Source organism: uncultured Brevundimonas sp., from assembly GCF_963975535.1.
In the GTDB taxonomy this organism is placed as follows: Bacteria; Pseudomonadota; Alphaproteobacteria; order Caulobacterales; family Caulobacteraceae; genus Brevundimonas.
This window is the reverse complement of the sequence record NZ_CAXBHE010000005.1, coordinates 1-22580: the sequence shown is the minus strand read 5'-3', so window position 1 is coordinate 22580 and position 22580 is coordinate 1. Positions and strand designations below refer to the sequence as shown.

At 69.0% G+C, this 22580-nt stretch carries 20 protein-coding genes; 9 read left to right on the top strand and 11 right to left on the bottom strand.

What is annotated here, in order from left to right; translation table 11 throughout:
- The first annotated feature begins 381 nt into the window (after positions 1 to 381).
- The 3 genes from ftsY to AACZ75_RS08230 are packed head-to-tail and all read left to right on the top strand — an operon-like array spanning position 382 to position 2561.
- Positions 382 to 1317 carry a signal recognition particle-docking protein FtsY gene (gene ftsY, locus AACZ75_RS08240; RefSeq protein WP_339872356.1) on the top strand — a complete coding sequence of 312 codons (936 nt, stop codon included), beginning with the start codon at positions 382 to 384 and terminating at the stop codon, positions 1315 to 1317.
- Between the two features lie 2 nt (positions 1318 to 1319).
- On the top strand, positions 1320 to 1940 hold the full coding sequence (locus AACZ75_RS08235; RefSeq protein ID WP_339872355.1) for an inner membrane-spanning protein YciB: 621 nt from the start codon (positions 1320 to 1322) through the stop codon (positions 1938 to 1940).
- 27 nt (positions 1941 to 1967) lie between these two features.
- A complete protein-coding gene (locus AACZ75_RS08230; protein ID WP_339872353.1) occupies positions 1968 to 2561 on the top strand; it encodes a helix-turn-helix domain-containing protein in 594 nt (197 codons plus the stop codon).
- Between the two features lie 19 nt (positions 2562 to 2580).
- Here the strand turns inward: AACZ75_RS08230 and AACZ75_RS08225 are convergent, their stop codons facing one another.
- The 6 genes from AACZ75_RS08225 to ccmA all read right to left on the bottom strand — a co-directional run bounded on the left by AACZ75_RS08225 (position 2581) and on the right by ccmA (position 5739).
- A complete protein-coding gene (locus tag AACZ75_RS08225; protein WP_339872352.1) occupies positions 2581 to 2838 on the bottom strand; it encodes a hypothetical protein in 258 nt (85 codons plus the stop codon).
- Between the two features lie 60 nt (positions 2839 to 2898).
- Positions 2899 to 3465 (bottom strand): DsbE family thiol:disulfide interchange protein, encoded by a 567-nt coding sequence (locus tag AACZ75_RS08220; RefSeq protein WP_339872351.1) that lies wholly within the window; start codon positions 3463 to 3465, stop codon positions 2899 to 2901.
- Positions 3462 to 3638, bottom strand: coding sequence for a heme exporter protein CcmD (ccmD, locus tag AACZ75_RS08215; RefSeq protein WP_339872350.1), 177 nt, complete (start codon positions 3636 to 3638; stop codon positions 3462 to 3464). The genes AACZ75_RS08220 and ccmD overlap by 4 nt, the downstream gene beginning before the upstream one ends.
- A gap of 1 nt (position 3639) precedes the next feature.
- Positions 3640 to 4362, bottom strand: coding sequence for a heme ABC transporter permease (locus tag AACZ75_RS08210; RefSeq protein WP_339872349.1), 723 nt, complete (start codon positions 4360 to 4362; stop codon positions 3640 to 3642).
- 79 nt (positions 4363 to 4441) lie between these two features.
- Complete coding sequence (gene ccmB, locus AACZ75_RS08205) at positions 4442 to 5119, bottom strand: heme exporter protein CcmB (RefSeq protein WP_339872348.1); 678 nt, start codon at positions 5117 to 5119, stop codon at positions 4442 to 4444.
- On the bottom strand, positions 5116 to 5739 hold the full coding sequence (gene ccmA / locus AACZ75_RS08200) for a heme ABC exporter ATP-binding protein CcmA (protein WP_339872347.1): 624 nt from the start codon (positions 5737 to 5739) through the stop codon (positions 5116 to 5118). The genes ccmB and ccmA overlap by 4 nt, the downstream gene beginning before the upstream one ends.
- Before the next feature lie 221 nt (positions 5740 to 5960).
- Between ccmA and acnA the strand changes: the two genes are divergently transcribed.
- Positions 5961 to 8657 (top strand): aconitate hydratase AcnA, encoded by a 2697-nt coding sequence (gene acnA / locus AACZ75_RS08195; RefSeq protein WP_339872346.1) that lies wholly within the window; start codon positions 5961 to 5963, stop codon positions 8655 to 8657.
- A gap of 60 nt (positions 8658 to 8717) precedes the next feature.
- Here the strand turns inward: acnA and AACZ75_RS08190 are convergent, their stop codons facing one another.
- Positions 8718 to 9617, bottom strand: coding sequence for a LysR substrate-binding domain-containing protein (locus AACZ75_RS08190; protein ID WP_339872345.1), 900 nt, complete (start codon positions 9615 to 9617; stop codon positions 8718 to 8720).
- Positions 9618 to 9733: 116 nt separating this feature from the next.
- Positions 9734 to 11968 carry a catalase/peroxidase HPI gene (katG, locus tag AACZ75_RS08185; protein ID WP_339872344.1) on the bottom strand — a complete coding sequence of 745 codons (2235 nt, stop codon included), beginning with the start codon at positions 11966 to 11968 and terminating at the stop codon, positions 9734 to 9736.
- Between the two features lie 258 nt (positions 11969 to 12226).
- Here katG and AACZ75_RS08180 point away from each other — a divergent pair, with 258 nt between their 5' ends.
- Together AACZ75_RS08180 and AACZ75_RS08175 are read left to right on the top strand one after the other, a co-directional pair.
- Positions 12227 to 12781: a peroxiredoxin gene (locus tag AACZ75_RS08180; protein ID WP_339872343.1), complete on the top strand. Its 555-nt coding sequence runs from the start codon at positions 12227 to 12229 to the stop codon at positions 12779 to 12781.
- A 205-nt stretch (positions 12782 to 12986) separates the two neighbouring features.
- Positions 12987 to 13520, top strand: coding sequence for a carboxymuconolactone decarboxylase family protein (locus tag AACZ75_RS08175; RefSeq protein WP_339872342.1), 534 nt, complete (start codon positions 12987 to 12989; stop codon positions 13518 to 13520).
- Positions 13521 to 13565: 45 nt separating this feature from the next.
- Here the strand turns inward: AACZ75_RS08175 and AACZ75_RS08170 are convergent, their stop codons facing one another.
- Both AACZ75_RS08170 and AACZ75_RS08165 read right to left on the bottom strand, forming a co-directional pair.
- Positions 13566 to 14084 carry an ATPase gene (locus tag AACZ75_RS08170; RefSeq protein ID WP_339872341.1) on the bottom strand — a complete coding sequence of 173 codons (519 nt, stop codon included), beginning with the start codon at positions 14082 to 14084 and terminating at the stop codon, positions 13566 to 13568.
- 48 nt (positions 14085 to 14132) lie between these two features.
- Positions 14133 to 14996, bottom strand: coding sequence for an aspartate/glutamate racemase family protein (locus AACZ75_RS08165; RefSeq protein ID WP_339872340.1), 864 nt, complete (start codon positions 14994 to 14996; stop codon positions 14133 to 14135).
- Between the two features lie 125 nt (positions 14997 to 15121).
- Here AACZ75_RS08165 and AACZ75_RS08160 point away from each other — a divergent pair, with 125 nt between their 5' ends.
- Positions 15122 to 17290 carry a M3 family metallopeptidase gene (locus AACZ75_RS08160; RefSeq protein ID WP_339872339.1) on the top strand — a complete coding sequence of 723 codons (2169 nt, stop codon included), beginning with the start codon at positions 15122 to 15124 and terminating at the stop codon, positions 17288 to 17290.
- Positions 17291 to 17374: 84 nt separating this feature from the next.
- Here AACZ75_RS08160 and ppc read toward each other — a convergent pair whose 3' ends face one another.
- The gene (gene ppc / locus AACZ75_RS08155; RefSeq protein ID WP_339872338.1) at positions 17375 to 20071 is read right to left on the bottom strand and encodes a phosphoenolpyruvate carboxylase; all 2697 of its coding nucleotides are present in this window, start codon (positions 20069 to 20071) and stop codon (positions 17375 to 17377) included.
- A gap of 345 nt (positions 20072 to 20416) precedes the next feature.
- Here ppc and ffh point away from each other — a divergent pair, with 345 nt between their 5' ends.
- Both ffh and rpsP read left to right on the top strand, forming a co-directional pair.
- Positions 20417 to 21940, top strand: a complete 1524-nt coding sequence (gene ffh / locus AACZ75_RS08150) for a signal recognition particle protein (protein ID WP_339872336.1) — start codon at positions 20417 to 20419, stop codon at positions 21938 to 21940.
- A 27-nt stretch (positions 21941 to 21967) separates the two neighbouring features.
- On the top strand, positions 21968 to 22558 hold the full coding sequence (gene rpsP / locus AACZ75_RS08145) for a 30S ribosomal protein S16 (protein WP_339872335.1): 591 nt from the start codon (positions 21968 to 21970) through the stop codon (positions 22556 to 22558).
- Positions 22559 to 22580: the final 22 nt, after the last annotated feature.

The following is a 22580-nucleotide window of genomic DNA, read 5'->3' as shown; positions in this document are numbered from 1 at the left end:
CGTTCTCTGCTTTCGTCATCCCGGACAGCGCAGGGCGATCCGGGACCCAGCGGCGCGCGAGCGCGCGACCCTGTCGCGGACACGACCCCGCGCCGCATCGCGCCGGACCGGTAAAACCTCGCACGGATTTTCCCGATCCGCGAAAAAACCTTCAACGAAAACCAGCGGCTACAAAAAAGCCGGGCAAATCGACCGACCCGCGGTCCCAGGTCCCCCATAATGCCGCCTGATCACCAGCCGGGGTCCGACGCTCCGGGTCAGCCTCCGGTAATGTGGACTCAGTGGACTCAGTGGACCGTGTTTTTTCCGAAGGGACACCCCGGCCCCCTCAATTGTCCGCGTTCGCGTGACGCGGCGGGCCGGGTCGGCTAAGCGGACACAATGAACGACACGCCGAAAAAGGGCTGGCTCTCGCGGCTGAGCGAGGGTCTGGGCCGATCCTCGAAACAGATGACCGAACAGGTCGTCTCCACCTTCATCCGCGAGCCGCTGAGCGAGGCGGCGCTGGAGCAGCTGGAAGAGCATCTGATCGAGAGCGATCTGGGGCCGGCGGCCTCGGCGCGGATCGTCGCGCGCTTTCGCGACCTGCGCTTCGGCAAGGTCTCGGACGAGCGCGAGGTCAAGGAGGCCCTGGCCGAGGCGGTCGCCGCCGAACTGCTGCCGCGCCAGGCCGCCTATGAACCGCTGAACGGGCCGAAACCCTTTGTCACCCTGTTCGTCGGGGTCAACGGCTCGGGCAAGACCACGACCCTGGGCAAGATCGCCGCCGACCTGACCGGTCAGGGGGCGAAGGTGATGATCGTCGCCTGCGACACCTTCCGCGCCGCCGCCCGCGAACAGCTCAAGGTCTGGGCCGAGCGCGCCGGGGCCGATTTCGAGAGCCGCCGCGACGGGGCCGACCCCGCCGGCCTGGCCTTCGACGCCTATACCAGGGCGAAGGCCGAGGGCTATGACGTGGTCCTGATCGACACCGCCGGACGGCTGCAGAACAAGTCGGCCCTGATGGACGAGCTGCTGAAGATCGTTCGGGTGCTGAAGAAGATCGACCCGGACGCCCCGCACGAGACCCTGCTGGTGCTGGACGCCACCGTCGGCCGCAATGCCCTGGCCCAGGAACAGATCTTCGGCCGGACCGCTTATGTCTCGGGTCTGGTGATGACCAAGCTGGACGGCACGGCCCGTGGCGGGGTGCTGGTGCCCGTGGCCCAGGCCTCGGACGCGCCGATCAAGCTGATCGGTGTCGGCGAGGGCATCGAGGACCTGCAACCGTTCGATGCCCGGGCCTTTTCGCGCTCGCTGGTCGGGCTTGAGGACTGAGAATGACCGAGACGACGACCCCGAACACCGATCCGGCCCCGAAGACGGGCCAGTGGATCCGCCAGGCCGTGGACTTCGGGGCCCTGCTGGCCTTCGCCGTCGCCTATTTCGTCACCCGCGACATGATCAAGGCCACCTGGGTGCTGGTCATCGCCTCGACCCTGGCCCTGGCGACCGGCTATTTCGTCGAGAAGCGGTTCGCCCCGCTGCCGCTGATCACCGGCCTGTTCGCCCTGGTGTTCGGGACCATGACCATCGTCTTCCAGGACGAGAGCCTGATCAAGATCAAGCTGACCGTGCAGAACGCCCTGCTGGCGGTGGTGCTGCTGGGCTCGCTGCCGCTGAACCGGTCGCCGTTCAAATATCTGCTGGGCGACGCCATCCGGGTGACCGACCAGGCGTGGCGCGTTCTGACCCTGCGCTACGGCCTGTATTTCGCGACGGTGGCGGTGACCAACGAGGTCATCTGGCGCACCCAGTCGGACGGCACCTGGGTCCAGTTCCGGGTCGGCCTGTTCATCCTGGCCATCGTGTTCGGCCTGCTGCAGATCCCCTTCATCATGAAGAACCTGCTGCCGACCGCCGGCGAGCCCGGACCGATCACGCCTGATCCGGGCATCTGAGGCGGTCGCAGCGGGAGGAGACGGTTGATGGTCAAGTCCGGAAAACAGACACGGCGGCACGGGCAGCTGGCGGTGTCGCCCAGCCATCTGATCCACCGCGCCCTGCAGCTGGCGCTCGACATCTATGCCGCCGAGACCGGGCCTGACGGCCTGACGCAGCGCCAGTTCGCGGTGCTGGAGGCGGTGTCGCAGAAGTCAGGCCTGACCCAGACCGATCTGGTCCGCGCGACCGGCATCGACCGCTCGACCCTGGCCGATCTGGTGGCGCGGATGACGACCAAGGGGCTGCTGGTGCGCGAACGATCGGCGATCGACGCCCGGGCCATGGCCGTGCGGCTGTCGGAGGCGGGGGCGGCGGCGCTGGACGCGGCCCGGCCGCGGGTCGCGGCGGCGGACAAGCGCATCATGGCCCTGCTGCCCAAGGGCAAGCGCGACGGCTTTCTGGCCCTGCTGTCGGACCTGGCCTCGGCCGCCGACGCGGCCCCGGACAAGGCCCAGGCGGACGCCCGCGCCGCCAAGAAGGCGCTGAAGGAGGCCCGCAAGGCCGAGCGGGCGGCGAAAAAGACCGCCAGGCCGGACAAGGCGGCCAAGCCGGCCAAGGGCCGGAAGGCCCCGGCCTGACGCGCCGGCGAAACCGGGCCTAGACGCGAATATCCAGCAGCGCGCCGGGTCGGCCCGGCCGGTCGGCGGACGGCTCGGCCCGGGCGGTGCCGGTCGAAGCGGTGGCCAGAGCGGCCGGCGCCGGGGCAACGGCACGCGCCGGGGCCGGGGTCGCCTGGACCTGGCCCAGGGCCGCGCGGAAGAAGGCGGCCCGGGCGGCATCGGCCGCGGCCCCGCCGGAGCTGGTCGGGCCGGTGCCGGGCAGGGCGGCGGGCATGTCGGGGCGAATCGCGCTCATGTCCGGACGGTTAACCAATCCTGTCGAAAAAGGGTTAACGCGCCGGGCCCGGGTCCGGGATCAGCGGCGCGTGGCTGTGGGCAGGGCGCGCGGCGGAGCCTGCATCGCGGCGACCAGATGCTCGACGTCGGCCTGATCGAGCAGCGGGCCGGAATGTTTGGCCACGACCCTGCCCATGGCGTCGACGGCGAAGGTCTCGGGCACGCCGGAGACGCCCAGGTCGAGCCCGGCCCGCCCGTCGCGGTCGACCAGCACCTTGGCGAAGGGGTCGCCGAACGCATCGAGGAATTTGCGCGTGTCGGCCGGGTCGTCCTTGTAGGCGACGCCGACCACGGCCACGCCGCGGGCCTTCAGGGCCAGCAGGGTCGGGTTCTCGACCTGACACGGGGCGCACCAGGAGGCGAAGACATTGACGATCATCGGCCGCCCGACCCCGGCGGTCTTGAGGTCGAGATAGCCCGGCCCGGCGCGGTCGCCGTCCAGCATCGGCAGCACGGTCTCGGGGATCGGCTGGCCGACCAGGGCGTCGGGCTTGAAGGCCGGGTCGCGCTTCAACGACCAGCCGATGAACAGGGCGGCCAGGGCGGCGACCACGGCCAGCGGGATCAGGGACAGCCAGCGATTCATGCCGCAGGCCCGGTCGGGTCGGTGGTGACGGTCGCTTCCAGCGCCGCCAGGGCCCGCGACCAGCGCCGTGCGGCGCGGACGGCGCGGACGCCCAGCGCCGCCAGCACCAGGGCGCTGATGCCCCAGGCAGGCCAGACGAAGGCGGCATAGGTTCCCATGTCGAGGTCCGGCATCTCAGGCCTCCAGGGCGGCGCGGGCGCGCAGGGTCAGGACCCGGCGGCGGGTGACTTCGGTGCGGATGGCGGTCAGCCAAAGCGCCCCGAACAGGGCGGCATAGGCCGCCATCATGGTCAGCAGCGGGACCAGGAAGGCCTCGCTCATCGACGGCCCGCCCATGCGCAGCAGCGAGGCGGGCTGGTGCAGGGTGTTCCACCAGTCGACCGAGAATTTGACGATCGGCAGGTTGATCAGCCCGACCAGACCCAGCACGGCGGCGGCACGCCCGGCCTTGACCTCGTCGTCGATCGCGGACCGCAGGGCGATATAGCCGAGGTAGAACAGGAACAGGATCAGCACAGACATCAGCCGCGCGTCGCCCCAGGCCCACCAGGCCCCCCACATCGGCTTGCCCCACAGGGAGCCGGTGACCAGGGCCAGGGCGGTGAAGGCGGCCCCGGGCACGGCGGCGGCGCGGGCGGCGGCGTCGGCCAGCGGATGGCGGAACACCAGGGCGAAGAAGCTGGAGACGCCCAGCGCCGCATAGGCCACCAGGCCCAGGGTGGCGGCCGGCACATGGACGAACATGATCCGCACCGTGTCGCCCTGCTGGTAGTCCTCGGGGGCGGTGAAGGACAGCCAGGTCCCGACGGCCAGCAGCACGGCGGCCAGCCCCCACAGACCCGGCGTCACGGGGCGGGTGAAGCGCATGAAGCGCTCGGGATTGGCGAGACCGAACATGGGGAGCTTCTTAGTGGCCTATCGCGCGTCGCGCTACATAAGGCGGGCGCGACCGATCGCGCGGGGGGCCGGGTGAACCTCAGCCCTGCGCATTGCGGATGGCGGCGGCCCCGGCGAACGGGCCGATCAGCAGGGCGAACAGGGCGTAGGCGGCCAGCAGGGCCAGGGCCGGGGCCGGGTCCATGCCGCTGGCGGCCCGCGCCAGCGCCCCGGCCCCGAACACCACCGGCGGGATCAACAGGGGCAGGACGACGATGGCGATCAGCAGGCCGCCGCGCCTTGTGCCCAGGGCCAGGGCGGCGCCCAGCGCCCCGGTGAAGGCGAAGCCGAGACCGCCGATCGCCGCGGCCAGGGCGGTCAGGGGCAGCAGGTCGGGCGACAGGCCCAGGGTCAGGGCGGCGACCGGGGCGGTCAGGGCCAGCGGCAGGCCGGTGGCCAGCCACTGGCTGACGGCCTTGACCACGAAGACCGCTTCCAGCGGCAGGGGGCCGGTGGCCAGCAGGTCCAGCGCCCCGTCCTCGAGGTCGCGTTCGAACAGCCGCTCCAGCGACAGCATCGCGGCGAGGGCCAGGGCCAGCCAGGCGATGGCCGAGGCGATCGGCTTCAGCCCGACCGGATCACCGCCGGCGGCCAGCGGCACCAGCACCGTCAGACAGGCGAAGAAGCCGCAGGCCAGCAGCGGACCGCCGCCGCCGCCCCAGGCCAGGGACAGTTCGCGCCGGAACAGCACCCCCAGGGCGGTGCGGACCGGGCTCATCGTCCGGCCCCGAGGTCGAGGGCGCGGGCCGGGATCGGCAGGGGGTCGTGGACAGCGGCGAGGATCAGGCCGCCGCCCTGCAGGTGGCGCGCCATCATCGCACCGACCACCGCGCGCCAGCGGGCGTCCAGCGGGCTGAGCGGTTCGTCCAGCAGCCACAGCGAGCGCGGCGCGCCGATCAGACGGGCCAGGGCCAGCCGCCGGCGCTGTCCGGCCGAGAGCTGGCGCACCTCCAGGTCGAGCAGGGGGGCCAGGCCCAGGGTCTCGATCGCCCCGGTGATGCCGTGGTGGCTGTGACCCAGCCATTGCGACTGGAACAGCAGTTCATCGCGGGCGGTGCGGGCCGTCTTGAGTCCGTCGAGATGGCCCAGCAGATGCAGGCCGTGGGCCCGGGCGTCCTGCGGGTCGATGGCGTCGCCGGCGGCGTCGCGGAAGCTCACGATGCCGGCTTCGGGGCGGATGAAACCGGCGACGGCGCGCAGCAGGCTGGTCTTGCCCGCGCCGTTGGCCCCGGTCAGGGCCACGGCCTCGCCGGCGGCCAGGGTCAGGTCCAGGGTCCGGAACAGCATCCGTTCGCCGCGGGCGAGGGCGAGGTCGGTGACGGACAGGGCGGTGATCATGGCCGCATATCCGCACAGAGGGCCCGGCGGGCCAAGTTGAGACCCGTTCTCAATATCCATGACGGCGGCGTGGATACATGGACTGCCGCGTCGTCACGCATTATGAACGCGCTTGCCGCAGCAGGCTGTCGCCGCGCGCGGCGGGGACCTGTGTGCCCCGCCGTCTGTCGCGCGACCGCGCAACCGGATGTCCGGGCGGCTTTGACCAGAGGAAGCTCTCCATGCCGTCAGTTGACAGCCTTACCACCCGCCGGGACATGACCGTCGGTCGCAAGAAATATGCCTATTACAGCCTTCCGGCCGCCGAGGAAGCCGGTCTGACCGGGATTTCCCGCCTGCCGCGCTCGATGAAGGTGCTGCTGGAGAATCTGCTGCGCAACGAGGACGGCGTGTCCGTCACCGAGGCCGACCTCAAGGCCGTGGCCGCCTGGATCGACAACAAGGGCTCGGTCGAGCACGAGATCGCCTTCCGTCCGGCCCGGGTGCTGATGCAGGACTTCACCGGCGTGCCCGCCGTGGTCGACCTGGCCGCCATGCGCGACGCCATGACGGCCCTCGCCGCCGACCCGTCGCGGATCAACCCGCTGACGCCGGTCGACCTGGTCATCGACCATTCGGTCATGGTCGATCATTTCGGCACCCCGGGTGCCTTCGCCCAGAACGTCGAGCGTGAGTACGAGCGCAACATCGAGCGCTACAAATTCCTGCGCTGGGGCTCGTCGGCCTTCAACAATTTCCGCGTCGTGCCCCCCGGCACCGGCATCTGCCACCAGGTCAATCTCGAGAACCTGGCGCAGACCGTCTGGACCGTGGCCGAGGGCAAGGCGACCGTCGCCTACCCCGACACCGTGGTCGGCACTGACAGCCACACCACCATGATCAACGGCCTGGCCGTTCTGGGCTGGGGCGTCGGCGGCATCGAGGCCGAGGCGGCCATGCTGGGCCAGCCGATCCCGATGCTGATCCCCGAGGTCATCGGCTTCCGTCTCGACGGTCGCCTGCCCGAGGGGGCTACGGCCACCGACCTGGTGCTGACCGTGACCCAGATGCTGCGCAAGAAGGGCGTCGTCGGCAAATTCGTCGAATTCTTCGGCCCGGGCGTCAGCGCCCTGACCATCGAGGACCAGGCCACGATCGCCAACATGGCCCCGGAATACGGGGCCACCTGCGGCTTCTTCCCGGTGTCCCAGGCGACCCTCGACTATCTGACCGCCACCGGCCGGGACAAGGCCCGCGTCGCCCTGGTCAAGGCCTATGCCGAGGCCCAGGGTCTGTGGATCGACGAGAATTCGGAAGACCCGGTGTTCACCGACATCCTGTCGCTCGACATGGCCGAGGTCGTACCGTCGCTGGCCGGACCCAAGCGTCCGCAGGACCGGGTCGCCCTGACCGAGGCCGCTCCGGCCTTTGAAACCGCGATGGGCGAGGTCTTCGCGCGCCCGGACGCCACCGCCCGCTACCCGGTCAAGGGCCACAAGTTCGACATCGGCGACGGTGACGTGGTCATCGCCGCCATCACCTCCTGCACCAACACCTCCAACCCGTCGGTGCTGATCGCCGCCGGTCTGGTGGCGCGCAAGGCCCACAAGCTGGGGCTGAAGGTCAAGCCGTGGGTCAAGACCTCGCTGGCCCCCGGTTCGCAGGTGGTCACCGACTATCTGACCGCGGCCGGCCTGCAGACCGACCTCGACACCCTGGGGTTCAACCTGGTCGGCTACGGCTGCACCACCTGCATCGGCAACTCGGGTCCGCTGGATCCGGCCATTTCGCAGACCATCAACGACAACGGCCTCGTCGCCACCTCGGTGCTGTCGGGTAACCGCAATTTCGAGGGCCGGGTGAACCCCGACGTCCAGGCTAACTATCTGGCCTCGCCGCCGCTGGTCGTGGCCTATGCCCTGGCCGGTTCGATGCGGATCGACATCTCCAAGGACCCGATCGGTCAGGACAAGAAGGGCAAGGATGTCTTCCTGAAGGATGTCTGGCCGACCTCGAAGGAGATCGCCGACATCCAGAGGAAATGCGTCACCCCGGCCATGTTCGCCAAACGCTATGCCGACGTGTTCAAGGGCGACAAGCACTGGCAGGGCATCGCCGTCGAGGGCGGTCAGACCTATGCCTGGGACGACGCCTCGACCTATGTGCAGAACCCGCCCTATTTCGAGGGCATGACGATGGAGCCGGCCCCGGTCACCGACATCGTCGAGGCCCGCGTGCTCGGCATCTTCGGCGACTCGATCACCACCGACCACATCAGCCCCGCCGGCTCGATCAAGAAGACCTCGCCCGCCGGGGTCTATCTGACCGAGCACGGCGTCGATACGCTGGACTTCAACAGCTACGGCGCGCGTCGCGGCAACCACGAAGTGATGATGCGCGGCACCTTCGCCAACATCCGTATCCGCAACAAGATCACGCCCGAGATCGAGGGCGGGGTGACCAAGCATTTCCCGTCGCAGGACACGATGTCCATCTATGACGCGGCCATGCGCTACCAGGCCGAGGGCCGGCCGCTGGTCGTGTTCGCCGGCAAGGAATACGGCACCGGCTCGTCGCGTGACTGGGCCGCCAAGGGCACCCGTCTGCTGGGCGTCCGCGCGGTCATCGCCGAGAGCTATGAGCGCATCCACCGTTCGAACCTGATCGGCATGGGCGTGGTGCCGCTGCAGTTCAAGCAGGACGGCTGGACCAAGCTGGGTCTGACCGGCGAGGAGATCGTCACCATTCGCGGCCTGTCCGACGTCAACACCGGCAAGCTGCGTCCGCGCCAGGACCTGTGGGTCGAGCTGTTCCGCCCGTCGGACGGCAAGATGGCCCGTTTCCCGGTCCGCTGCCGCATCGATAACGCCACCGAGATGGACTATTTCAAGGCCGGGGGCGTGATGCCCTATGTGCTGCGGAACCTGGCCCGCGACTAGGCGGACCGGGCGGACGCATGACAGGGGCCGGCGGAGGGATCCGCCGGCCCTTTTCGCGTTTCAGGCCGCGGGGGCGTCCAGTTGCAGGGCCCCGGCCAGCAGCCGCGCCTCGGCGGCCCGGCTGGAGCCCCGGCGCCAGGCGACGACGATCTCGCGACTGGGGGCCTTGGCCGAGATCGGGCGGATGACCACGCCGGGCATGTCGGCCAGACCCGCGTCGACCGCCATGCGCGGCAGGAAGCTGACGCCCAGCCCGGACGAGACCATCTGCACCAGGGTGTGCAGCGAGGTGGCGGCGAAGACGTCATCGCCGCGCGACGGTTCGATTTCGAAGGCGGCCAGGGCCTGGTCGCGCAGGCAGTGGCCATCTTCCAGCAGGATCAGGTCCTCGGCCTTCAGGGCCCCCGGGTGGATGGCCCCGGGCACGGCCAGCCGGTGACCGACCGGGGCGGCGGCCAGGATCTCGTCGTCGCCGATGCGGGCATGATCGATGCCGGGGGCCGAATAGGGCAGGGCGATCACGGCCGCGTCCAGCTGTCCGGCCTTCAGTCCGGTGATCAGCCGCGGCGTCAGGTCCTCGCGGATGAACAGGCGCAGGGTCGGATAGGCGGCATTCAGGCCGGGCAATTTATTGGGCAGCAGAAAGGGCGCGATCGTCGGGATGATGCCCAGACGGAACCGGCCGGACAGCGGGCGTCCGGCATTGCGGGCGGCCTCGACCAGGTCCTCGGTCCGGGCCAGCACGTCCTCGGCCCGGCGCACGGCCTCGGCCCCGACGGCGGTCAGCTGGACATTGCCGCGGGTGCGCTCGACCACCGGGGCCCCGAGAATCTTCTCCAGCTCCTGCACGCCCGACGACAGGGCCGGCTGGCTGACATGGGCCGCCTCGGCGGCCCGGCTGAACGACGCGTGTTCGGCCAGCAGCTTGAGATACTGGAGCTGTCGCAGGGTCGGGAGCATGAGAGCGGTATAAGGGTTCGCTATCATGAGATCAAAATCTATCGGCTGGCCTCATCGAAGGGCGGGGCCGCCGGTGTCCCGGTCCCCGACGTGTCGGGGACCGGGCGGTCAGGCGATCAGGCCTCGGCCCGGCGCGCGGCCCGGGGCAGGTCGAAGCGGTCGGCGTTCATCACCCGGGTCCAGGCGGTGACGAAGTCGCGCACGAATTTCCCCTCCGCGTCGGCGGCGGCATAGACCTCCGACAGGGCTCGCAACTGGGCGTTGGAGCCGAACACCAGATCCGTGCGGGTGGCCGTCCATTTCTGCCGGTCGGTCGCGCGATCGGAGCCGATGAACACCTCGTCGGCCTCGTCGTCGACCTGTTTCCACGCCGTGCCCATGTCGAGCAGGTTGACGAAGAAGTCGTTGGTCAGCACGCCCGGCCGGTCGGTGAAGACGCCATGCTTCGAGCCGCCGTGGTTGGCCCCGAGCACCCGCAGCCCGGCGACCAGCACCGCCATCTGCGGCGCGCTGAGTCCCAGCAGCTGGGCCCGGTCGATCAGCAGTTCCTCGGTCGGAACGCTGAACCGGACCTGCAGATAGTTGCGGAAACCGTCGGCCCGGGGTTCCAGCACCGCGAAGCCCTCGGCATCGGTCTGGTCTTGGGTCGCGTCGGTGCGGCCGGGGGTGAAGGGGACCTCGACCGCATGGCCGCCGTCCTTCGCCGCCTTCTCGATGGCCACGGTGCCGCCGAGCACGATCAGGTCGGCGATCGAGACCGTCTTGCCGCCCGCCGTGTCGAAGTCCGCCTTGATGCCGTCCAGCACCGTCAGCACCCGGGCCAGCTGCTCGGGCTGGTTGACGTCCCAGTCCTTCTGCGGGGCCAGGCGGATGCGCCCGCCATTGGCCCCGCCGCGATGGTCGGAGCCGCGATAGGTCGAGGCCGCGGCCCAGGCCGTCTGCACCAGTTCGGACACGGTCAGGCCGGATGCCGAGATCGCCGTCTTCAATCCGGCGATGTCGGCGGCGTCGATGACGGGGCCGGACGGGGCCGGGATCGGGTCCTGCCACAGCAGGTCCTCGGCCGGCACCTCGGGGCCGAGGTAGCGGGCCCTGGGGCCCATGTCACGGTGACACAGCTTGAACCAGGCACGGGCGAAGGCGTCGGCGAACTCGTCGGGATTGGCCCGGAACCGTTCGGAGATCCTGCGGTAGGCCGGGTCCATCTTCATCGCCATGTCGGCGGTGGTCATCATCGTCGGCACCCGCCGGGTCGGATCATGGGCCGCGGGGGCCAGGTCCTCGGGCTTCTGGTTGACCGGCTGCCACTGTCTGGCTCCGGCCGGACTGGTGACCAGCTCATAGTCATAGTCGAGCAGCATGTGGAAATAGCCGTCGTCCCACCGGATCGGATTGGGCTTCCACGATCCCTCGAGGCCGCTGGTGATGGTGTGGTCGCCGATGCCGCTTTCATGGGTGCTGTGCCAGCCGAGCCCCTGCTGGGCGATGTCGGACCCCTCGGGTTCGGCCCCGACCAGGGACGCGTCGCCGGCCCCGTGGCATTTGCCGAAGGTATGACCGCCGGCGGTCAGGGCCACGGTCTCCTCGTCATTCATGCCCATGCGGGCGAAGGTCTCGCGGATGTCCCGACCCGAGCCGATCGGATCGGCATTGCCGCCCGGCCCCTCAGGGTTGACGTAGATCAGCCCCATCTGGATGGCGGCGAGCGGGTTCTCGAGCACCTTCTCCTGGTCGGGGTCGATCCGGGTGTCCCCGAGCCACTCCTCCTCGGTGCCCCAGTAGATGTCCTTCTCCGGCTCCCACACGTCGGCGCGGCCACCGCCGAATCCGAACACCGGCCCGCCCATCGACTCGATGGCGACATTGCCGGCCATGATCATCAGGTCGGCCCAGGAGAGCCGGGCCCCGTATTTCTGCTTGATCGGCCACAGCAGCCGGCGGGCCTTGTCCAGATTGGCGTTGTCCGGCCAGCTGTTCAGGGGCGCGAACCGCTGCGAGCCTGACGAGGCCCCGCCGCGGCCGTCACCGCTGCGATAGGTGCCGGCGCTGTGCCAGGCCATGCGGATGAAGAAGGGTCCGTAATGACCATAGTCCGCCGGCCACCACGACTGGCTGTCGGTCATCAGGGCGGTCAGGTCCCGTTTGACGGCCTGATAGTCCAGGGACTTGAACGCCTCGGCATAGTCGAAGTCCGGCCCCATCGGGTCGCCGTTGATGCCGTGCTGATGCAGGATGTCCAGCGACAGCTGGTTGGGCCACCAGTCGCGGTTGGTGCGGCCCACAAGGGACCTGAGCGCCGCCGGTCCCCTGGCCGGGCATTGAAGGGGATCACCACCTGAATTGCCGTCCATGACTGCCTCTTTCTGTGCTGAATGTGCACACAGCCTAGTCCGGGCCAGGACCAAGGGCCAATCGATAAAGATTGTCGACTGGAACAGAAAAACTTATGCGCCGCAGCGGGACAGCCCCGGTATCGTATAGATTTGTATTATTCGCACTTGCGAAACGATCGATTTGACTTCGTGCCGACGGACGCCCATCTGACGGGGATCGGCGGAGAGCTCCCCCTCTTCGCCGTTTTTCTTGTTCCTGAACCGATAGGATTGACCATGCTTGGTGTTGGCGAAAAGCTGCCGGAATTCAAAGTCATTGGCGTAAAGCCGGGCTTCAACGACCATGAAGAAAACGGCATTTCCGCCTTCGAGCCGATCACGGGCGAGAGCTTCGAGGGCAAGTGGAAGGTGATCTTCTTCTACCCGAAGGACTTCACCTTCGTCTGCCCGACCGAGATCGCCGAATTCGCCTCGCTGGCGCGTGAGTTCGACGATCGCGACACCGTGGTGCTGGGCGGCTCGACCGACAATGAGTTCGTCAAACTGGCCTGGCGTCGTGACCATGCCGACCTGAGCAAGCTGCCGATCTGGCAGTTCGCCGACAACGGCGGCAAGTTCGCCCGGCAGCTGGGCATCCTCAATGAAGAGGAGGGTGTCGCCCTGCGCGCCACCTTCGTGGTCGACCCGCACAATGTCGTGCAGCACGTCTATGTCACCAACCTGAACGTCGGCCGCGCCCCGGCCGATACCCTGCGCGTCGTCGACGCCCTGCAGACCGACGAGCTGTGCGCCTGCAACCGCCCGGTCGGCGGTGAGACGCTCGCGGCCTGAAGACGGCTGACCCGATGGTGGAGGGCGGCGGCGTTCGCGTCGCCGCCTTCTCGCCGCTCGCTCACCCATGGGCGCTACGCTCGCGACGCGGTCGCTCGCCACTTGAGCGCGTATGCACCCGGTAACCAGACCAGCCCCGATCCGGCTCAAGCAGCGAGCGACCGCGTCGCGAGCGGCAGCCGCTTCCCGAAGGGAACCTCACAAAATGTCGATCGACGCCCTGCGCGACCTGATGCCCGCCTATGCCAAGGACATCTCCCTGAACCTGTCCTCCCTGGCCAGCGAGACGGTCCTCAGCGACCAGCAGAAATGGGGCTGTTTCCTCGCCTGCGCCCACGCGGTGGGCGTGGCCCCGGTGGTGCGACTGATCACGGCGGCGGCCGGCGAGGTCCTGACCCCGGAAGCCGCCTCGGCGGCGAAATCGGCCGCGGCCATCATGGGCATGAACAACATCTACTATCGCGGCCTGCACCTGATGCAGAACACCGAATACACCACCCTGCCGGCCCGGCTGCGCATGAATGTCCTGGCCAATCCCGGCGTCGACAAGGCGGATTTCGAACTGTGGGAACTGGCGGTCAGTACGCTGAACGGCTGCGGTTCGTGCATGGACGCGCATGAGGCGGCGCTGAAGACCCACGGCGTGCCCAATACCCGGATCCAGGCCGCGATGCGCATTGCCGCCGTCGTTCATGCCGCCAGCCGCATCGCCGCCTCGGAAGCCGCTCTCGCCGCCTGACCGGAGCCGGGGCCGGCTCGGCCCGGTCGGTCGGACCGCCCGAGTTCAGGGCGCGCCGGTCTCGGCGTAGCGGACGAGCCGGGCGACGGCCCCGGTCAGCACCCCGTCCACCGCACCGGCCATGCCGCCGAGATTCGGGCCCTCGACCACATAGGTCAGGGTCACGGCCGTGCCGGCTCCGGCGTCGGGCCAGCGGAGGGTCAGCTCGGCCCGTGTGGCCTGACCCTTGAGCGGGCCGAGCGGCGCGTCCAGCGTCAGATGATCGGCGTCAAACGTCACCACGCGACCGTGTTCGACCACGCCGCCGTCCGCCAGCGCCTCGCAGAAGCAGTCGCCCGGCTGCAGCGCCATGGTCATGTTGGCGGCGTCGCCGCTGTAGGTGTGGGCACCGTCCCACCAGCCGCCGATGGTGCCGAGCGCCGAGATCACGTCACCGGCCGACGCGGCCGTCGGGACCGTGACGCGCAGGGCAAACCCGTCGGCATGACGCCCGGTCACTTCCGCCGCCGCGGGCCCGACGGCGAACAGGCCTATCGTCGCTGCGGCAATCATCGCTTTCAGCATTCTGCGCCCTCCTGGCGTTTTCGGTCACCCGACGGTTGCGCCGTCAGGTCAGGCCGGATCGAAGGTCAGGGGCTCGCCCCAGAACTGGGCCACCAGATCCGACTGCGGACCGGCCCTGCCGGAGGTGAGGAAGGTCCGTCGACCGTCCGATCCAAGGTCATAGTCTGCGTGGCGCAGGAAATAACGCTCCAGGGCGTCGGCGACCGCGGTCGGCTGATGGATCACCGGCGTGCCGGGCGGCAGGGCGGCGGCGAACAGGTCGGCGACGATCTCGTAATGGGTACAGCCGAGGATGGCCTTGTCCGGATGGCGACCGATGCGGCGACGCAGGGCGTCGACATGGTCATCGACGACCAGCTTCAGCTCCTCGGCGGGCGCGCCCAGTTCGATCAGGCCGGCCAGGCCGGGGCAGGGTTCGGAAAACACCGCCAGATCCTCGCGGCGCTTGTCGATCTCGATCTCATAGACGCGGCTCATTGCGGTGGCCGCGGTGCAGAACACGCCGGTAACGTCGATGGCCTCGATCTTGTCGCCGCCGAACCGCTCGGACCGTTCGGCCTCGAAGGCCCAGGGCAGGCCGGTGGCGGCCTCGATGGTCGGGACGATGATTCCCAGCACATTGACCGGGCGGCCATGGCGCGCGCGCGCCTCCGGCACCCAGGTCTGCTGTAGCCGGCGCAGGGCGATGGCGCTGGCGGTGTTGCAGGCCAGGACGATGACGCTGGCCCCCGCCTCGAACAGCCGCTCGCAGCCGGCGCGGGTCAGGTTGACGATGTCCTCGCCGTCGCGGCCGCCGTAGGGCGCATTGGCCTGGTCGGCCAGATAGATGAAGTCCCGCCGGGGGAACCGTCGGGTCAGTTCGCGGTGAACGGTCAGTCCGCCAACCCCGGAGTCGAATACGCCAATCGCCATGGTGCGGCCTTTAGCCGCCCGGCCCGTTCCCGTCCAATCCTCAAGATAACGCGCCGTTCATGTGACGCTCAGGCGCAATAGGCCTAGGGTGGTCCATCAGACATCATCCAGATTACGGAGCGACCATGCATAGACGTCATGTCCTCATCGGGGGCGCGAGCCTCTTCGCCCTTACCGGTTGCGCGACAGCGGGGGCCATGACGGCCGTCGGCACCTCGCCGACATCGCTCGCCGCGGACGCGGCCATCGCCCGCGCGGTGCTTCCGGACCAGACGCCGCGGGCCGAGCTGCTGCAGACCTGGGCCGGGCCGTACGGCGGCGTACCGCCCTGGGACAAGGTGACGGCGGCCAGGTTGCGCGCCGCCATTATCGAGGGGATCGATCTGCGCCGCGCCGAGATCCTGGCCATCGCCAACAACCCGGCCGCCCCCACCTTCGCCAACACCCTGGTGGCCATGCAGATGGCCGGGGCGCCGCTGGAGCGGGCCGACGCGATCTATGGCGTGATGATCCAGAACATCGGTTCGGATGAATACCAGGCGGTCGATACCGAGGTGTCGCCGCTGTTGTCCGCCGCCGGCGACGAAATCACCTTCAACGAAAAGCTGTTCCAGCGTGTCAGGGCCGTGGCTGACGGTGCCGCCGCCGCGGGTCTGACGACCGAACAGACGCGGATCGCGACCCGGTCGCGCGACGCCTTCATGCGCAACGGGGCCGCCCTCGATGCCGCCGGCAAGGCCGAACTGGGCCGGATCAACACCGCCCTGTCGAATGCCTTCACCAGCTTCAGCCAGAAGGTGGTGGCCGACGAGCGTACCTGGACCGTGATCCCGACCGCGGCCGGCATGGCCGGGATGCCGGAGTCGAACAAGGCCGCCGCCGCCGCCGCCGCCCGGTCGCGCAATCTGGACGGCTGGGTCATCGTCAACAGCCGGTCCAGCGTCGACCCCTTCCTGAGCTTCGCCGATGACCGGGGTCTGCGCGAGGTCGTCTGGAAGAAATTCGTCAATCGCGGCGACAATGGCGACGCCAATGACACCAATGCGACGATCGCCGAGATCGTGAAACTGCGGGCCGAACGCGCGGCCCTGCTCGGCTTCGGCAACCATGCCGAATGGCGGATGCAGGATACGATGGCCAAGACCCCGGCTGCGGCGATCAGCCTGATGAACCGGGTCTGGGCCCCGGCCAAGGCGCGCGTCGCCGAGGAGGTCGCCGACATGCGCGCGATCGCCGGTCACGACATCGAGCCGTGGGACTATCTGTATTACGCCGAGAAGGTCCGGAAGGCGAAGTACGACCTCGATCAGAACGAGCTGAAGCCCTATTTCGAACTGAACAACGTCCGCGCCGGCTCCTTCGCCATGGCCGAACGTCTGTACGGCTTTACCTTCACCAAGCTGCCGACAGGCACGGTGCCGGTCTTCCACCCCGATGTCACCGTCTATGAGGTCAAGGATCACGGGCGTCCGGTCGGCCTGTACTACACGGACGACTATGCCCGTCCGGGCAAGCGGTCGGGGGCCTGGATGACGACCTACCGGTCGCATTCGACCTATGCCGGCGACGACAATGTGCTGGCGTCGAACAACAACAATTTCACCAAGGCCGAGGGTGGCCAGCCGGTCCTGATCTCGCTCGACGACGCGGAGACCATGTTCCACGAGTTCGGTCATGCCCTGCACTATCTGTCGTCGAACGTGACCTATCCGGCGCTGGGCGGCACGCCGCGCGACTTCGTCGAATACCCGTCGCAGGTGCATGAGCACTGGCTGCTGACCCGACCGATCCTCGACGGCTATCTGAAGCATGTCGAGACCGGGGAATCGATGCCCCAGGCCCTGGTCGACAAGATCGAGGCCGCGTCCACCTTCAACCAGGGCTATGCCACGGTCAGCTATCTGTCGTCGGCCCTGGTCGACATGGATCTGCACACCCGGGCCACGCCCCCGACCGACATCGACGCGTTCGAGCGTGAAAGCCTGGCCCGCTACGGCATGCCGAAGGAGATCGTGATGCGGCACCGCCTGCCGCAGTTCAATCACCTGTTCACGTCGGATTCCTACTCGGCCGGGTACTATTCCTACCTGTGGTCGGAGACGATGGACGCCGACACCTGGGCCTATTTCGAGGAGTCGGGCGACGTGTTCAATCCGGACATCGCCCGCCGCTTCAAGGCGATCATCCTGGCCCCGGGCAACACGACCGACCGCGGCGAGGCCTATCGCCAGTTCCGTGGCCGCGACCCGGACGTGGCGGCCCTGCTGAAGGTGCGGGGCTTCCCGGTCAACTAGGGACTGCGACGACCCTGATGAACATCGGCCCGGTGGAGCGATCCACCGGGCCGTTTTCATGTCGGGTGAGGCGGGGCCGGGCGGTCAGCCGCTGTTGCGCAGGCCCGCGGCGACGCCGTTGATGGTCAGCAATATGCCCTCGCGGACGCGGGGGTCGGTGTCCCCGGCCCGGCGGCGACGGATCAGCTCGACCTGCAGATGGTTCAGCGGCTCGATATAGGGCAGGCGCAGGCGGATCAGCCGCTCCAGCTCGGGCTGGTCGCTGAGCAGGTCCTCCTGGCCGGTGATGGCGAGGACGGCGTCACGGGTGCGCTCCCACTCCGAGACCAGGGCCCCGTAGATGCGGTCGGCCAGGGCGGCGTCCGGCACCAGGTCGGCGTAGCGGCGGGCGATGCTCATGTCGGCCTTGGCCATGATCATCTCCATGTTCTGCACCAGGGTACGGAAGAAGGGCCATTCGGCGGCCATGGTCCGCAGCTCGGCCATGTCGCTTCCCTGGACGGCCGAGCCGAAGCCGTACCAGCCCGGCAGCATGACCCGCGACAGCGACCAGCTGAACACCCAGGGAATGGCGCGCAGATCCTCGATGGCGGTGGAGGCGCTGCGCGAGGCCGGGCGCGAGCCGATCTTCAGCTCGGCGATCTCGGCGATCGGGGTGGCGGCGCGGAAATAGTCGACGAAACCGTCAGTCTCATAAACCAGGGCCCGGTAGGCGGCCATGGAGGCGGTCGAGAGGCCGGACACGGTCGCGCCGTGGCGGGCGGTGAAGGTCTCGTCCGGCGCGGGGCGCAGCGACGCCAGCAGGACACCGCAGGTCAGGGCGTCGAGATTGCGTTTGGCGACGTCGGGCGCGCCGTATTTGTTGGCGATGACCTCGCCCTGTTCGGTGATGCGGATGCGGCCGTCCACCGTGCCCTGGGGCTGGGCCATGACGCCGGCGAAGCTGGAGCCGCCGCCGCGGCCGACGGCCCCGCCGCGACCGTGGAACAGCTGCAGGCGGACGCCCGCCTCACGGGTCACGTCCAGCAGGGCGCGCGAGGCCTCGTGCAATTCCCAGGTCGAGGTCAGGTAGGAACCGTCCTTGTTGGAGTCGGAATAGCCGATCATCACCTCCTGGACGCCGCGGGCCCGGGCCACGGCCAGGGCCGAGGGCTCGCGCATCAGCCGGGACAGGGTCGCCTGCGATGCGCGCAGGTCATCGATGGTCTCGAACAGGGGGGCCGCCTGGATCGGGCAGGCCCCCGGCTCGGACGGCCGGTACAGGCCGACCTCCTTGAGCAGCAGATAGACCTCCAGCAAATCCGAGGCGGCGTCGGTCTTGGAGACGACATGGGTGCGCAGGGCCCGGGGGCCGAAGCGGGCCAGGGCCTGGGCGGCGACCTCGAGGATGGCGCGTTCCTTCAGGGTCTCGGGGGCATAGTCGGCATAGGGGCTGAACAGCAGACGTTCGGACGCCAGCTCGGCAGCCAGCAGGCTCATGCGCGCCGCCTCGTCCAGCGCCAGATAGTCGGGGCAGACGCCCGCGGCGCGGAACAGGTCGGCGACGACCCGTTCGTGGACATCGGCATTCTGGCGCAGGTCCATCGTCGCCATGTGGAAGCCGAACACCTCGGCGGCGGTGATCAGATGGGTCAGGCGGTCGTCGGCAAACGCATCCCCATGATGGGCGATCAGGCTGTCGCGCAGCACCCGCAGGTCGGTGCGGAAGGCGTCAGGACCGCTGTAGGCCCGGGCCGCGAACGGGGCGGGCCGTGCGGCGGCCAGGCCGGTCAGGACCGGATGGGTCGCCGACAGCCGGGCGTAGATTTCGGACAGGGCGCGGCGATAGGGCTCATCGGCGCGGTGGGGCGAGGTGTCGCCGGAGGCCTCGGACAGGGCGCGCAGGTCGTCGCTGATCCCGGCCAGGGAGCCCGACAGGCTGAGTTCGGCCCCGAGGGCATGCACCTCGTCCATGTAGAAGCGCAGCACCGCCCGGGCCTGGGTGCGGAAGGCGGCCTCCAGCACCGTGGCGTCGACATTGGGATTGCCGTCCCGGTCGCCGCCGACCCAGGTGCCGATATGGATGAAGGGCGGCAGGTCGGGGGCATTCAGCCGGCGACGCCAGTCGGCCAGCTGGGCCGGGGCGGCCAGCAGGAAGACCCGCTCGAGGAAGGAGACGACGGTGTCGATCTCGTCCTGGACCACCAGGCCGGTCGTGCGCACCAGTCGGGTCGCCCACAGGATCACCGTCTGGCGCCGCAGGCCCCGGGTCAGGGTGTCGGGGGCGCAGGCCAGGTCGTCCCGGTCGCAGGCATCCAGCAGATCGCTGACGGCCGTAATCCGGTCCAGCACGCTCTTGCGCCGGACCTCGGAGGGGTGGGCGGTCAGGACCGGCGAGATCAGGGCCCCGGCCAGCATGGCGCGGGCGTCCTCGGGCGTGCGGTCGATCTCGGCCAGGCGCGCCAGTGCGCCCTCGGGCGTGTCGGCGCGCGCGCCCTCGGCGGACAGGGCCCGGGCGTGGCGCTTGCCGGCCCGGTCCTCGGCGACATTGGCCAGCAGGGAGAAGGTGGCGAAGCCGTGCGCCAGGCCGACGGCCTGATCCAGCGACAGCTCGGCCAGCAGGGCTTCCAGCGGCCCGGTGTCGTGGGCTTCGGGGTCGCGGTGATAGGCGACCGAGGCCTGGCGCACCGCCTCGATCCGGTCGAACAGGGCCGGCCCGCCCTCGTCCCGGATCACATCGCCGAGCAGACTGCCCAGCAGTCGGACTTCTTCGCGCAGGCGGTCGTCGGTGGCGGGAGACATGGCAGGGACTTTCGGGAGGGGAGGACGGGACGATCCTATCAGGATGCCGGCGGACGGGCAGTGCCAATGGTAACGCTGAAACCCGATGTGTGCTCCTGCGCGGGGTCAGCTTGTCTTTGGCCGGGTTTTCGCGCATAAGCCCCGGCTTCCGGCGCAAGTGAACCTCGCGTCTCCACCCACACGACCCCCGACCTGTCGGGACGAGGTGGGCGAGAACCCCCTGCCGACGTGATCGTCGCCAGGGGCCATTTCTCTATGGGGACCGAACCAACCCGTCGGAGCTGAGCGTCCGTCTTCCGGATTCAGGTCATCCCGGCCTGAAGCGAAAACGGGCATGAGGTTTGTATGTTCGAGGCCCTGAACGAGCGACTGACAGGCGTTTTCGACCGGATCACCGGGCGCGGTGCCCTGTCCGAAAAGGACGTGGCGGAAGCCATGCGCGAAGTGCGCGTGGCCCTGCTGGAGGCCGACGTCGCCCTGCCGGTGGTCAAGGACTTCATCGCCTTCGCCACCGAACGCGCCACCGGCGAGGATGTGATCCGCTCGGTCAAGCCGGCCGACCAGGTGGTCAAGATCGTCTATGACGGTCTGGTCGAGATGCTGGGCGGCGAAGAGCCCACCCCGCTGAACATCAACGCCACGCCGCCGGCTGTGATCCTGATGGCCGGCCTGCAGGGCTCGGGCAAGACCACGACCTCGGCCAAGCTGGCGCTGCGCCTGACCAAGTTCGATCGCAAGAAGGTCATGATGGCCTCGCTGGACACGCGGCGTCCGGCGGCCATGGAACAGCTGGCCACCCTCGGCAAGCAGATCGAGGTCGCGACCCTGCCGATCGTCGAGGGCCAGTCGGCCGTCGAGATCGCCAAGCGGGCGCTGCAATCCGCCAAGCTGCAGGGCTTCGACGTCCTGATCCTCGACACCGCCGGGCGGATCACGCTCGACGAGGCCCTGATGAACGAGGTGGCCGAGGTCGCCCGGGTCTCGAACCCGGTCGAGACCCTGCTGGTCGCCGACAGCCTGACCGGCCAGGACGCGGTACGGACCGCCGCCGCCTTCCACGAGCGCCTGCCGCTGACCGGCCTGGTCCTGACCCGCGCCGACGGCGACGGTCGCGGCGGGGCCATGCTGTCGATGCGGGCCGTGACCGGCCTGCCGATCAAATATCTGGGCTCGGGCGAGAAGGTCGACGCGCTCGACGTGTTCGACGCCCGCCGCGTCGCCGGCCGCATCCTGGGTCACGGCGACATCGTCGCCCTGGTCGAGAAGGCCAGCCAGGAACTGGACCAGTCCAAGGCCGAGGCCATGGCCCGCAAGCTGGCCAAGGGCCAGTTTGATCTCAACGACCTGTCGGCCCAGCTGCAGCAGATGTCGAAGATGGGCGGGCTGCAGGGCATCATGGGCATGCTGCCGGGCGTGGCCAAGATGAAGGCCCAGATGGCCGACAACAACATCAACGACAAGATGATCGCGCGTCAGATCGCCATCATCAGCTCGATGACCAAGACCGAGCGCAAGAAGCCCGACCTGCTGAACGCCAGCCGCAAGAAACGCGTCGCCGCCGGTGCCGGCGTCGAGGTCCAGGACATCAACCGCCTGCTGAAACAGCACCGACAGATGGCCGACATGGTCAAGTCGCTGTCGCGTGGCGGCGGCAAGAACCTGCAGAAGATGGCCGCCATGATGGGCGGCCTGCCCGGCATGGGTGGCGGCGGGGCCGACATGGCCCGGCTCAAGGCCATGGGCGGCGGCAAGATGCCGGAACCCTCTGCTGACGAAATGAAAGCCATCCAGGACCGGCTCTCCGGCCTGGGCGGCGGACAACTGCCGGGAGGCCTTCCGGGCCTGCCGGGCCTCCCTGCCAAGAAATAGAATTAGAACCCTGGAAAGAGACTGAAAATGCTGAAGATTCGTCTGGCCCGTGGTGGCGCCAAGAAGCGCCCCTACTACTATATTGTCGTTGCCGACTCCCATTCGCCGCGCGATGGCAAATTCATCGAGCGCGTCGGCACCTACAACCCGATGCTGCCCAAGGACGGCGAAAAGCCGCGCGTCACGCTGAAGGTCGAGCGCATCGCCGAATGGCTCGGCAAGGGGGCCCAGCCCACCGACCGCGTCGCCCGCTTCCTGAGCCAGGACGAGACCCTGGGCCAGACGGTCAAGTGGACCCAGTCGAACAACCCCAACAAGGCGGTCCCCGGCAAGAAGGCCCAGGAACGCACCGCCGAGCGCGCCCAGCGCGAAGCCGATCGCGCCGAGGCCGAGGCCGCGGCCAAGATCGAAGCCGCCGAAGCCGCCGTGAAGGCCAAGGAAGAGGCGGCTGCCGCCGCTGAAGCCGCCAAGAACGCGCCGCCGGCTCCGGAGCCGGAAGTCGTCGCCGAGGAGGCCCCGGCCGCCGAAGCTGCCGCTGAAGAGGCTCCGGCCGCTGAAGCCGCTGCCGAGGAAGCTCCGGCCGCTGAAGCGACTGCCGAAGAAAAGACCGAGGCCTAACCGCCTTTCTCTCCGCTCATCC